We start from the raw sequence: 13,133 nt of genomic DNA on the forward strand, positions 1-13,133 counted from the left end.
GCCTCGGCTGCGGCGTGCCAACAGTGTTACGATCCCGCGACTGTAGATTTCCCATGGCTTGCGCACAGCGTGTGCAAGCCATGGACTTTCCCCATTGGCCCCTGACTGGCTGCTGAATGCCTATGCAACGCCTGCTCAATGACCGCCTGGACTGGAACCTGCTGCGCACCTTTCGGGTGATTGGCCAGGAGCTGAGCATCAGCCGCGCCGCCGCCCGCCTGCACCTGACACAACCGGCCGTGAGCCAGGCACTCAAGCGCCTGGAAGAACAACTGGGCCGCCAACTGATTGCCCGTCGCGGACCACGCTTTGCCCTGACCGAAGTCGGCGAGCAGATCTTCGCCCTGGCCGGGGAAATCTACGGGCAGATGTCCCAGGTCAGCAGCGTGCTGGAACAACCGGCCGATGAAGTGATCGGCAAAGTGCGGTTGCTGATCATCAGCCGGATTTTCTCCGAGCGCTTTGATGACTTCCTCGCCGACTTCCATCGCCAATACCCGCGTGTCGATCTGGAAGTCGATGTGATGCGCAGTTCCGACATCGTCAGCGCCCTCCAGGAAAAAACCGCGACCCTCGGCCTGAGCCTCAATCGGCGCCCGCAGCCACGCCTGGAGCAGCGTTTGTTCCTGCGTCAACGCTATGCGTTTTTCTGCGGCAAGCACCATGGGCTGTTCGGCCGACAGGACGTCGCCGAAGGGGATTTGCAACGGGAGAACTTCGTCAGCTTCACCAGTGACCAGATCGGCGGCATGCTCTCGCCACTGACGATCTTCCGTGATCAACAGGGTTTCAGCGGGCGCATCGTCGCCTCGTCGCCGAGCCTGGAAGAAGTCCGGCGACTGGTCATCGCCGGCTTCGGTATCGGCTGTTTGCCCGAGCACGTGGTGGCGGCGGATGTCGACGCCGGATTGCTCTGGCGCCTACCGCCCCACGAAGGGATTGCCGATGTCGACATTCATTTGCTGTGGAACCGCGAACAGCGCATGAGCCGGGCCGAGACGATCTTTCTTGAAAGCCTGCAGCAACGGCTGACGAACTAGACGCGCAAGACTTGCGTCACTGGCTCACCGGCGCACAAGCGTTCGAGCAAGCGCGGCTCGGCACGGTCCGAAGCCAGTGCCTGCTCGATGACCGCCAGCGCCGATGCCGTGTCGAGAAACAGCACGCCGTTGTCGTCCGCCAGCACCCAATCCCCCGGTTGCACCGTCACGCCGGCGCAGTGAACGGGCTGATTGATCGCGCTGTCATTGCGTCCGTGCAGCTTGGTGGTCAACAGGCTGGTGCCACGGGCAAACACCGGCAACCCGGCTTCGCGCAGCTCCAGCAGGTCGGTCACCGCGCCATCCACCACAATGCCCACCGCCCCGGCGCAGCGTGCCGCGCAACTGGTCACCGCACCGACCGGGGCGTGCCGATGGTCACCTCCCGTGTCGATCACCAGCACGTCGCCCAGCCTGATCTGCGCCAGGGCCCGGTTGACGGCAATGGCATCGGCGCCCAGCAGTTTCAGGGTCAAGGCTCGGCCAACGACTTTCACATTGGGCACCATGGCCCGCAGTTGCGGGTCGGCGAAACCCTCTTCGAGAAAATGCCCGAGGGTCGGAAAGCTCACCGCCTTGAGCTGTTCGATCAATTGCGACTCATCCATGTTGCGGCTCCCCGGCAATCAGTTCGGCAACACAGTCGATTTCCAGCGACACCCCCCACAAGGCAACGCACACCGTGGTGCGCGCCGGCGGCGCATGGCCGAGGAATTCGCGGTACACGGCGTTGAACGGCTCCAGCTGTGCGGGATCGGTCAGGTAGGCATTGACCTTGATCACGTGGCTGAAACCAGACCCGGCTTCAATCAGGATCGCTTCGAGGTTGCGCAAGGTTTGCCGCACCTGCTCGGGAAAATCGGCAGGCTGGTCGTCGAGGCCGCTGTGAGCCGGGATCTGCCCGGCAGTGAACACCAGGTGACCGCTGACCACGGCCTGGGAGTAAGGGCCGACCGGGCCGATGTAGCCCGGGGCCGATTGAATTCTGCGCATGCTGTTGAACTCCGGAAGTCAGGCCGTAGCCGATTTGAAGGGTTTGCCGGGGGCCGGATCGTCGGTCGGGGCGACGCTCGGGATTTCGCTGATGTCCTTCTTGAAGGTTTCGGTCAGCAGCAATAGCGCCACCAGTGAAATCAGGGCCGCACCGATCATGTACCAGGCCACCGACGACCCTTTGCCCGTCGCGGCCAGCAATGCCGTGGTGACGATGGGGGTCGCCGCGCTGCCGAGCAGGCCGGACAACATGTAGCTGATGGACAACCCGGAATACCGCACCCGGGTGCCGAACAGTTCGGCAAGGAAGGTCGCGATCGGCCCGTAGTTGGCGGCGAATGCGGTCATCAACAACAGATAACCGAAGACCACCATCGGCAGCTCCCTGGTGTCCATCAGCCAGAACATCGGGAACGCCACCAGCGCTTCGGCGATGATGCCGCCGACAATGATCGGCTTGCGTCCGTAACGATCCGAGAGTGCACCGAACACCGGCAACATGACGATGCACCAGGCGCAGGACAGCAGCACCACACCGAGCATCACGCCGCGGCTGAAGCCGAGGTTCTGCGTGCCATACGTCAAACCGAACGCCACGATAATGTTGAACGAAGCGCCCGTGGACATGGTGGCGATACCGCCCAGCACCACTTGCTTCCAGTACTTGCGGAACACTTCCGCCAACGGCATTTTCACCTGCACCTCGGCCTCCTTGACCTTGTTGAAGGCCGGGGTTTCCGCGATGTTCAGGCGGATGTACAAACCGACGGCGATCAGCAACACGCTGGCCAGGAACGGAATACGCCAGCCCCAGGCCAACAGTTCCTCAGGGGACAGCCACGCCGCGATCAACAGGAAGGCCAGGTTGGCGATCATGGTCCCGGCCGGTACCCCGATCTGCACCCAGGAACCGTACAGGCCACGCTTGTTGGCCGGCGCATGCTCCACCGCCATCAACACCGCCCCGCCCCATTCGCCCCCCAAAGCCAGGCCTTGCACGACCCTGAGCAGCAACAACAGGATCGGCGCCCAGATACCGATGGTGGCAAAGTCCGGCAACAAGCCGATGGCAAAGGTGGCCGCCCCCATGGTCAGCAGCGAAATCAACAGCATCGACTTGCGCCCCAGGCGATCACCGAAATGCCCGAACAATGCCGCACCGACAATCCGCGCCAGATACGCCGAAGCGAAGGTGCCGAAAGCCAGCAGTGTTCCGATCAGCGGCACGAAATCCGGAAAGAACACTTTGTTGAACACCAGCGCCGAGGCGGTGGCAAACACAAACAAGTCGTACCACTCCACGGTGGTGCCGATCACGCTGGCCACCGCGACTTTTTTCATACTGATATTAACTTCCGGTGGTGCGCCGGACTTTTCTGCGGACGATAGATCGCTCATCACTGTCTCCAGGAATTCATCAAGAACTCGTTATTTAATTGTTTTAACTGGCAGTAAAACGGTTGAGGCGAAGGTTGTTGTTATGGCTCGCCCAACTGAGCGGGCGAGTTCGCAGGGCATTTTTATGGGTTGGAGAGCGGTGGGTTCAATAACCCAGTAATCGGTCCGCACAGTTCAATAACGGTTCGCCGCTATTCAATCGGCGGAAGTTTTCCGCCACTTGTTCGGCAATACAATCATGGGACGCCGCCGAAGCCATGTGCGGGGTAATGGTGACACCGGGCATGCTCCAGAGCCGGTGATCGACCGGCAGCGGTTCCTGTTCGAAGACATCCAGCAGCGCACCGCGCAATTGTCCTCTGGCCAATGCCTGTTCGAGATCGTCGATGTTCAGATGACCGCCCCGGCCGCAGTTGACCAGTGCTGCACCGTTGGCGAGTCGGTCGAACGTGTCCCGGCCGAGGATGCCGCGGGTTTCGCCGGTGAGTGGCAACAGGTTGATCAGCAACTCGACGCCGTCGAGAAACGGATTTAACCCATCGGCCCCGGCGAACGTACGCACACCCGGCAGGTCCTTGCAGCGCCGCGCCCAGCCGCGCACGTCATAACCGGCGGCGGCCAGATCCAGAGCAATCGCGCTGCCCAGCGATCCGAGCCCCATCACACCGACCTTGAACTGCCCCGCCGCCCGTTGCAGCGGCCGCTCCCAGCGTTGCTCCCGTTGTTGCGACAACACCTGGTCGAAACCGCGGTGATAGTGGATCACCGCCCAGCGCACGTACTCGGTCATGCCCTGGCGGTGACCCGGGTCGACCACGCGGCAAATCGGCAGGTCCGGGCAGGACGGATCGTGGTCGAGGTGGTCGATACCGGCGGCCACCGAGTGAATCACCTGCAGGTTCGGCAATGCACCGAGACTGCCCGGCAAAGGAAACCAGCACGCCGCCATCTGTGCATGGGCTGCCCGCGAATCGTCGGCCAGCACGGCGGTGAGCTGCGGCGCACTGCGGGCGAACGCCGCCTGCAATTGCTTGAGCAGCAAGGTGTCGCGGGACAGCAGAACCACGGTGTTGATGTCGGCGTTCATGACAAATAAGACTCGCGCTGGGATTCGATCAACGTCAGGGCGGCCTCCCAGGCCAGGTCGATGATGTTGTCCTGCTCATCACGGTCAAACTGCTCGGCGGTGTGCGCACACACTTCCGGCGACGGGTAATGCAATGCCGAACCACCGGCCAGCGCCTGCACCTGGGCCTGACAGGCGCGCTCCAGAAAGTGGATTTCCTGGAACGCCTGGGCCACCCCGGAACCACCCACCAGCAAGCCGTGATTGCGCAGGATCATCGCCCGGTGCGGGCCGAGGTCGGCAATCAAACGCTCGCGTTCATCCAGCGACAGCGCGATACCCTCATAGGTGTGATAGGCCAGCTTGCCGTAGAACTTCAGCGCGTGCTGACTGATCGGCAGCAAGCCTTGCTTCTGCGCCGCGACCGCCATGCCCGCCGCCGTGTGGGTGTGGATCACACAGTTCAGGTCCGGACGCGCCATGTGGATCGCCGAGTGGATCACGAAGCCGGCAGCGTTGACCCGATGGCCGGCGTACTCCGGGTCGACCACCCGCCCCTCCTGATCGATGCGCACCAGGTCCGAGGCGCGCATACGGTCGAAGATCACCCCGTAGCGGTTAATCAGGAAGTGGTGCTCAGGCCCCGGAATCCGCAGGGTGATATGGGTGTCGATCAGATCGGTCATGCGAAAGTGCGCGACCAGTCGATACAGCGCCGCCAGTTCGCAACGGGCTTGCCATTCAACCGGGTCGATGTGTGCAGGTTTACTCACGAATACACCTCTTTGACAGCGTGGGTGACGACCGGGTTGGCGCGCAGGCGGGCCAACCCGCAAACACCGATCAGGGACAGGGCCGAGAGCAAGGTGAAGAACACCGCCAGCGGCAACCATTGTCCGGAAAACTTGCTGGCCAGCAGGGTGCCGATCAGCGGCGTGGTGCCCCCGGCCACGGCACAAGCCAGTTGATAGGCGATGGAAATGCCCGAGTAGCGCAGGTGCACCGGGAAGGCCTGGGTCATGTAGCCGGCGATCACCGCGTACAGCGCCGAGAGAATCACCACGGCCAACGCGATGCCGAGTGTCATCAACAGAATGTTCTGCGTGCCCACCAGCAGGAACATCGGGTAGGGCGTGAGCATGCACAGCAGTGCGACCCATTTGAGAAAACGTCCTTCACCGATACGTTCGGCCAGCAGTGCCGAGAGCGGTTGCGAGAGCAACTGGATGACCGTCACCAGAAACAGGCAATCGAGAATCGTCGAACGGGCAATGCCCTGGTACTGGGTGACGTAGGTGATCATGAAGGTGTTGGTGAAGAAGAACCCGGCCGAACCGATGGTCACCGCAGCGGCAGCGAACAGGATCTGCCGCCAGCAGGTGCGGATCACGTCCATCACCGGGTATTTGGCGGTCTCGTTGTTGTCCTGGACCTTGGCGAACTCCGGAGACTCGTGAACCCCGGAGCGGATCAACAGGCCGACCATCATCAATACGCCGCTGGCGAGGAACGGCAGGCGCCATCCCCAGGCGAGGAACTCCTCGGGTTCAAGGGACGTCACCAGGCGGAAAGCGATCAGTGCCAGCAACAAGCCGGCCGGGCTGCCGAGCTGGGCGAACGAGGCGTAGAACGTCTTGCGCCTGGCCGGCGCGTGTTCGCTCGCCATCAGCACCGCCCCGCCCCACTCGCCACCGACCGAAATGCCCTGGATCAAACGCAGCACGATCAGACCGATCGGCGCCCAGATGCCGACGCTGGCATAGCTGGGCAACAGGCCAATGCCGGCGGTGGCGATGCCCATCAGGGCCATGGTCACCAGGAGCATTTTCTTGCGCCCGAGACGGTCGCCCAGATGACCGAACACCATCCCGGCCATGGGCCGCGCAATGAAGCCGACAGCGAAACTGCCAAATGCCGCGAGGGTACTCATGACCGGGTCGCTGCTGGGAAAGAACACTTGCCCGAGGACCAGCGCCGCCGCGGTGGCGTAGATGTAGAAGTCGTAGAACTCGATGGTCGTGCCAATGAAGGCAGCGGCCGCGGCTCGGCGCGGTTGGGGAGTAGTGTGCATGCAAGGACCCTGTGTACTTATAGTTTTTGGGCAGGTGTTAAGGCGGATGACGGTTGCGCTCTATGGCGCTTGTAGGCTTTATCGCTTCCATGCCAGGATTAGTCAATTTTCAAATCCTTATCTTTACTATTAGCACTGCTACTGCATGAGGTTTTATGTCCTCCACTTCCAACCCGTGGGTCGGCCGGCGCTTTCTCAATGACCGCCTCGACTGGAACCTGCTGCGCACCTATCTGGTCATCGGCCAGGAAGGCAGCATGAGCCGCGCTGCCGCGCGACTGCACATCACCCAGTCGGCCGTCAGCCAGGCGTTGAAACGACTGGAAGAACAGCTGGAATGCGTGCTGATTGCCCGCAGCGGTCGACGCTTTGACCTGACGGAAACCGGGGAAGAAGTCCTGCGCATCGCGGCCGATATCTACGGTGATGTTTCACGCCTGGGGACGGTGGTGGAGAGTCGTCACGACGACGTGGTGGGCAAGATCCGTATCCTCACCGTCAGCGGTGTGCAGGCTCGGCATTACGATGATTTCCTCGCTGACTTCCATGAAACCCACCCGAAAATCGAGCTGGAAGTCGAGGTGATGGGCAGCTCGAACATCATCAGTTCGCTGCTGCAAAAGACCGCGACCATTGGGGTCGGCCTGTGTCGTCTGCCACAGCCGCGGCTGGAACAGCGGGTGCTGTTTCGCGAGACCTACGCTTACTTTTGTGGCCAGCGCCATCGCCTGTTCGGGCAAGAGAATCTGACCCTGGAACAACTGGCGGCGGAAAACTTCGTCAGCTTCACCAGCGACCAGTTAGGCGGCAATCTTTCACCCCTGACGCTGTTCCGCGATCAGCAAGGCTTCACCGGCAAGATCGTCGCGTCTTCCACCAGTTTCGAAGAAATTTACCGCCTGATCTGCGCGGGTTACGGCATAGGCGCCTTGCCCACGCATCTGGTGCGCCGGGATGTCGAGCAAGGTCTGCTGTGGCGCCTGCCGCCGGAAGACGGTGTGGTGGATTTCGATATCCAGTTGTTGTGGAATCGCGAACAGAAGATGAGCCAGGCCGAAACGGTGTTCCTCGAGGCCTTCCAGCACATGCTCAGCATCCGCGAGCCTGTGCTGTGAAGCCCTGACGCTTCAGACGTGAAGATCGCCCGGCGCCTTGCCCGGTGCCGCGTACTGCGGCTTCAGGTGCCCGTCCTGATCGAGTAGCCAGGCGTCCATGATCTGCCGGACGACCGGTCCGGCGACGCGGCCACCCGCCTCCCCGTTTTCGATCATCACCGAAATCACGATCTTCGGGTGCTCGGCCGGGGCGAAACCGACGAACAAGGCATTGTCGCGGTTACGCTCACGGGTTTTCTCCCGGTTGTAACGCTCGCCCTGCTTGATCGCCACCACTTGCGCGGTACCACTCTTGCCGGCAATACGGTACTGCGCGCCCGCGGCAGCGGCCCGGGCAATCCCGCGGGCATCGTGCATCACCATCTGCATGCCATGGTTGACCTGCTCCCAGTCGCGTGGATCCTTGAGCAGAATATTGGGCATTGGATGCTCATCCACCGGCGCGACGCCGTCCACGGTTTTGGCCAGGTGCGGGCGATTCCACACGCCCTTGTTGGCAATCAGCGCCGTGGCCTGGGCCAACTGCAGCGGCGTGACTTGCATGTAGCCCTGGCCGATACCGAGAATCACCGTCTCGCCCGGAAACCAGGCCTGCCGACGCGTTGCGCGCTTCCATGCCTGGGATGGCATCAGGCCGGGGGATTCTTCGTTCATGTCCAGGGAGACTTTCTCACCCAGTCCGAACATCGCCATGTAGTCGTGCAGGCGATCGATCCCCAGCTTGTGTGCGAGGTCATAGAAATAGGTGTCGTTGGAACGCATGATCGCTGCGTCCATATCCACCCAGCCATCGCCGCTGTGGTTCCAGTTGCGGTACTTGTGATCGAAATCCGGCAGTTGGTAATAACCGGGGTCGAACACACGGGTCTGCGGCGTGACGACACCCGTGTCGAGGCCGGCGATTGCGACTTCCGGCTTGATGGTCGAACCCGGCGCGTACAGGCCGCGCAGCACTCGGTTGAACAGCGGTCGGTCGACGGAGTCGCGTAGCGTGGAGTACTCCCTGGAACTGATGCCGGTGACGAACGGATTAGGATCGAAACTCGGGTTGCTGACCATGGCCAGCACTTCACCGGTCGACGGATCGAGCGCAACCACCGAGCCGCGACGATCGCCCAGAGCTTGTTCGGCGGCTTCCTGCAGCTTGACGTCGAGGCTCAGGACAATGTTTTCACCCGGCACCGGATCCGTGTGCTTGAGCACTCGCAGCACACGGCCCTGGGCATTGGTTTCGACTTCCTCATAACCGACATGGCCGTGCAGTTGCGTCTCGTAGAATTTTTCGATCCCGGTCTTGCCAATGGATTGGGTGCCTCGGTACTCGACCGTATCCAGGGCCTTTGACTCTTTCTCGTTGATGCGTCCGACGTAGCCGACCGAATGCGCGAAGTGCGCACCCAACGGATAGTGCCGAACGAACTGCGGCTCGACATCGATGCCCGGCAAACGGAACTCGTTGACGGCGAGTACGGCGATCTGTTCTTCGCTCAGTTCATAGAACAGCGTCACCGGTACGAAGGGGTGACGTGCCTGCTTCATCACCTTGTCGAATTGCGAGCGGTCTTCAGCGGGCAAGTGCAGGAGATTGGCGACCTCGTCCAGCTCTTCGTTGACATTGGAAGCACGTTCGCGGGTGATGGTCAGGTTGAAGCTTGGGCGGTTGTCCGCAAGGAGTACGCCGTTGCGGTCATAGATCAATCCACGGGTAGGCGTAATCGGCAGGACATGTACGCGATTGTTTTCGGAGATGGTCGAGTGATAGTCGAACTCGACGACCTGCAGGACATACAGGCGTACCACCAGAGCGCAGGTAATGGCGGCAACGAACAAGGCGCAGGCCAGGAGTCTCTTGTTGACCAGGCGTGTTTCTTTTTCGTGGTCCTTGATCGGTATCGGTTCAGGCACTTGTGCAGCAACTCTTTGAAAAGAATGCCGATCCGTGGGCGCAGACTCAGTCCATTAAAAATGAGCTGCACCTTACCAAACCCGGGGAGTCCGGTTTGTGTGATTTTTTTTACAATTGACCTTGAATGGGCCGTTCCTGTTTTTTCGCGCGCAAAAACAAAACCCCTACCTGCATACGCAGATAGGGGTTTCGGAATTTAATCTTGACGATGACCTACTCTCACATGGGGAAACCCCACACTACCATCGGCGATGCATCGTTTCACTTCTGAGTTCGGGATGGGATCAGGTGGTTCCAACGCTCTATGGTCGTCAAGAAATTCGGGTACTGAGTCGTGGCCAGTTGGCCGCGCTTCAGCAAATTGGGTATGTGACAGCTGGTGTTTTGTGAGTATCTCGAACTTTCGGTTCGTTTCGTCTTCACACACCGCAATCTGGTGCTCTTTCGCCTTTTCAGCTCGAAGCATGCAAATTGCTTGGGTGTTATATGGTCAAGCCTCACGGGCAATTAGTATTGGTTAGCTCAACGCCTCACAGCGCTTACACACCCAACCTATCAACGTCGTAGTCTTCGACGGCCCTTCAGGGGACTCAAGGTCCCAGTGAGATCTCATCTTGAGGCAAGTTTCCCGCTTAGATGCTTTCAGCGGTTATCTTTTCCGAACATAGCTACCCGGCAATGCCACTGGCGTGACAACCGGAACACCAGAGGTTCGTCCACTCCGGTCCTCTCGTACTAGGAGCAGCCCCTCTCAAATCTCAAACGTCCACGGCAGATAGGGACCGAACTGTCTCACGACGTTCTAAACCCAGCTCGCGTACCACTTTAAATGGCGAACAGCCATACCCTTGGGACCGGCTTCAGCCCCAGGATGTGATGAGCCGACATCGAGGTGCCAAACACCGCCGTCGATATGAACTCTTGGGCGGTATCAGCCTGTTATCCCCGGAGTACCTTTTATCCGTTGAGCGATGGCCCTTCCATACAGAACCACCGGATCACTAAGACCTACTTTCGTACCTGCTCGACGTGTCTGTCTCGCAGTCAAGCGCGCTTTTGCCTTTATACTCTACGACCGATTTCCGACCGGTCTGAGCGCACCTTCGTACTCCTCCGTTACTCTTTAGGAGGAGACCGCCCCAGTCAAACTACCCACCATACACTGTCCTCGATCCGGATAACGGACCTGAGTTAGAACCTCAAAGTTGCCAGGGTGGTATTTCAAGGATGGCTCCACGCGAACTGGCGTCCACGCTTCAAAGCCTCCCACCTATCCTACACAAGCAAATTCAAAGTCCAGTGCAAAGCTATAGTAAAGGTTCACGGGGTCTTTCCGTCTAGCCGCGGATACACTGCATCTTCACAGCGATTTCAATTTCACTGAGTCTCGGGTGGAGACAGCGCCGCCATCGTTACGCCATTCGTGCAGGTCGGAACTTACCCGACAAGGAATTTCGCTACCTTAGGACCGTTATAGTTACGGCCGCCGTTTACCGGGGCTTCGATCAAGAGCTTCGCGTTAGCTAACCCCATCAATTAACCTTCCGGCACCGGGCAGGCGTCACACCCTATACGTCCACTTTCGTGTTTGCAGAGTGCTGTGTTTTTAATAAACAGTCGCAGCGGCCTGGTATCTTCGACCGGCGTGGGCTTACGGAGCAAGTCCTTCACCCTCACCGGCGCACCTTCTCCCGAAGTTACGGTGCCATTTTGCCTAGTTCCTTCACCCGAGTTCTCTCAAGCGCCTTGGTATTCTCTACCCAACCACCTGTGTCGGTTTGGGGTACGGTTCCTGGTTATCTGAAGCTTAGAAGCTTTTCTTGGAAGCATGGCATCAACCACTTCGTCACCCAAAGGGTAACTCGTCATCAGCTCTCGGCCTTAGAATCCCGGATTTACCTAAGATTCCAGCCTACCACCTTAAACTTGGACAACCAACGCCAAGCTGGCCTAGCCTTCTCCGTCCCTCCATCGCAATAACCAGAAGTACAGGAATATTAACCTGTTTTCCATCGACTACGCTTTTCAGCCTCGCCTTAGGGACCGACTAACCCTGCGTCGATTAACGTTGCGCAGGAAACCTTGGTCTTTCGGCGTGGGTGTTTTTCACACCCATTGTCGTTACTCATGTCAGCATTCGCACTTCTGATACCTCCAGCAAGCTTCTCAACTCACCTTCACAGGCTTACAGAACGCTCCTCTACCGCATCACCCGAAGGTGATACCCGTAGCTTCGGTGTATGGTTTGAGCCCCGTTACATCTTCCGCGCAGGCCGACTCGACTAGTGAGCTATTACGCTTTCTTTAAAGGGTGGCTGCTTCTAAGCCAACCTCCTAGCTGTCTAAGCCTTCCCACATCGTTTCCCACTTAACCATAACTTTGGGACCTTAGCTGACGGTCTGGGTTGTTTCCCTTTTCACGACGGACGTTAGCACCCGCCGTGTGTCTCCCATGCTCGGCACTTGTAGGTATTCGGAGTTTGCATCGGTTTGGTAAGTCGGGATGACCCCCTAGCCGAAACAGTGCTCTACCCCCTACAGTGATACATGAGGCGCTACCTAAATAGCTTTCGAGGAGAACCAGCTATCTCCGAGCTTGATTAGCCTTTCACTCCGATCCACAGGTCATCCGCTAACTTTTCAACGGTAGTCGGTTCGGTCCTCCAGTCAGTGTTACCTAACCTTCAACCTGCCCATGGATAGATCGCCCGGTTTCGGGTCTATTCCCAGCGACTAGACGCCCTATTAAGACTCGCTTTCGCTACGCCTCCCCTATTCGGTTAAGCTCGCCACTGAAAATAAGTCGCTGACCCATTATACAAAAGGTACGCAGTCACCCAACAAAGTGGGCTCCCACTGCTTGTACGCATACGGTTTCAGGATCTATTTCACTCCCCTCTCCGGGGTTCTTTTCGCCTTTCCCTCACGGTACTAGTTCACTATCGGTCAGTCAGTAGTATTTAGCCTTGGAGGATGGTCCCCCCATATTCAGACAAAGTTTCTCGTGCTCCGTCCTACTCGATTTCATGACTAAGAGATTTTCGCGTACAGGGCTATCACCCACTATGGCCGCACTTTCCAGAGCGTTCCGCTAATCTCAAAGCCACTTAAGGGCTAGTCCCCGTTCGCTCGCCACTACTAAGGGAATCTCGGTTGATTTCTTTTCCTCAGGGTACTTAGATGTTTCAGTTCCCCTGGTTCGCCTCTTGCACCTATGTATTCAGTACAAGATAACCATCTTATGATGGCTGGGTTCCCCCATTCAGACATCTCCGGATCAAAGTCTGTTTGCCGACTCCCCGAAGCTTTTCGCAGGCTACCACGTCTTTCATCGCCTCTGACTGCCAAGGCATCCACCGTATGCGCTTCTTCACTTGACCATATAACCCCAAGCAATCTGGTTATACTATGAAGACGACATTCGCCGAAAATTCGATTGAGCTCCTAAGAGCAACTCACAAATTTTACCTTAGCCTGATCCGTTACCAGTGAAAGTAACGTTCAGTCTATCTTTCTATCACATACCCAAATTTTTAAAGAACGA

The 13,133-nt window shown here is 58.8% G+C and carries 9 protein-coding genes and 2 rRNA genes; 2 read left to right on the plus strand and 9 right to left on the minus strand.

Annotated elements, in window-relative coordinates; all coding sequences use genetic code 11:
* Window positions 1–122 precede the first annotated feature (122 nt).
* Window positions 123–1,040, plus strand: a complete 918-nt coding sequence (locus tag CD175_RS05800) for a LysR family transcriptional regulator (RefSeq protein ID WP_104448042.1) — start codon at window positions 123–125, stop codon at window positions 1,038–1,040.
* On the opposite strand, the gene CD175_RS05805 is transcribed toward CD175_RS05800, so the two are convergent.
* The 6 genes from CD175_RS05805 to CD175_RS05830 all read right to left on the minus strand — a co-directional run bounded on the left by CD175_RS05805 (window position 1,037) and on the right by CD175_RS05830 (window position 6,568).
* Window positions 1,037–1,648: an RraA family protein gene (locus CD175_RS05805; protein ID WP_104448043.1), complete on the minus strand. Its 612-nt coding sequence runs from the start codon at window positions 1,646–1,648 to the stop codon at window positions 1,037–1,039. The genes CD175_RS05800 and CD175_RS05805 overlap by 4 nt on opposite strands.
* Entirely contained in the window at window positions 1,641–2,033 is a 393-nt protein-coding gene (locus tag CD175_RS05810) for a RidA family protein (protein WP_007970696.1), read from the minus strand. The genes CD175_RS05805 and CD175_RS05810 overlap by 8 nt, the downstream gene beginning before the upstream one ends.
* 18 nt (window positions 2,034–2,051) lie before the next feature.
* Window positions 2,052–3,431 (minus strand): MFS transporter, encoded by a 1,380-nt coding sequence (locus CD175_RS05815; RefSeq protein WP_104448044.1) that lies wholly within the window; start codon window positions 3,429–3,431, stop codon window positions 2,052–2,054.
* 145 nt (window positions 3,432–3,576) lie between these two features.
* On the minus strand, window positions 3,577–4,518 hold the full coding sequence (locus CD175_RS05820) for a 2-hydroxyacid dehydrogenase (RefSeq protein ID WP_104448045.1): 942 nt from the start codon (window positions 4,516–4,518) through the stop codon (window positions 3,577–3,579).
* Complete coding sequence (locus CD175_RS05825) at window positions 4,515–5,270, minus strand: class II aldolase/adducin family protein (protein WP_007988289.1); 756 nt, start codon at window positions 5,268–5,270, stop codon at window positions 4,515–4,517. The genes CD175_RS05820 and CD175_RS05825 overlap by 4 nt, the downstream gene beginning before the upstream one ends.
* The gene (locus CD175_RS05830; protein ID WP_104448046.1) at window positions 5,267–6,568 is read right to left on the minus strand and encodes an MFS transporter; all 1,302 of its coding nucleotides are present in this window, start codon (window positions 6,566–6,568) and stop codon (window positions 5,267–5,269) included. The genes CD175_RS05825 and CD175_RS05830 overlap by 4 nt, the downstream gene beginning before the upstream one ends.
* A 155-nt stretch (window positions 6,569–6,723) precedes the next feature.
* On the opposite strand from CD175_RS05830, the gene CD175_RS05835 reads away from it, so the two are divergent.
* The gene (locus CD175_RS05835; protein ID WP_104448047.1) at window positions 6,724–7,683 is read left to right on the plus strand and encodes a LysR family transcriptional regulator; all 960 of its coding nucleotides are present in this window, start codon (window positions 6,724–6,726) and stop codon (window positions 7,681–7,683) included.
* A gap of 12 nt (window positions 7,684–7,695) precedes the next feature.
* On the opposite strand, the gene mrdA is transcribed toward CD175_RS05835, so the two are convergent.
* The 3 genes from mrdA to CD175_RS05850 form a co-directional block, all read right to left on the minus strand.
* Window positions 7,696–9,588 carry a penicillin-binding protein 2 gene (gene mrdA / locus CD175_RS05840; protein WP_104448048.1) on the minus strand — a complete coding sequence of 631 codons (1,893 nt, stop codon included), beginning with the start codon at window positions 9,586–9,588 and terminating at the stop codon, window positions 7,696–7,698.
* A 201-nt stretch (window positions 9,589–9,789) separates the two neighbouring features.
* Window positions 9,790–9,905: ribosomal RNA gene (gene rrf / locus CD175_RS05845) — 5S ribosomal RNA — on the minus strand.
* A gap of 170 nt (window positions 9,906–10,075) precedes the next feature.
* Window positions 10,076–12,969 (minus strand): 23S ribosomal RNA (locus CD175_RS05850).
* Window positions 12,970–13,133: the final 164 nt, after the last annotated feature.

The organism is Pseudomonas laurylsulfatiphila, from assembly GCF_002934665.1.
Lineage (GTDB): Bacteria > Pseudomonadota > Gammaproteobacteria > Pseudomonadales > Pseudomonadaceae > Aquipseudomonas > Aquipseudomonas laurylsulfatiphila.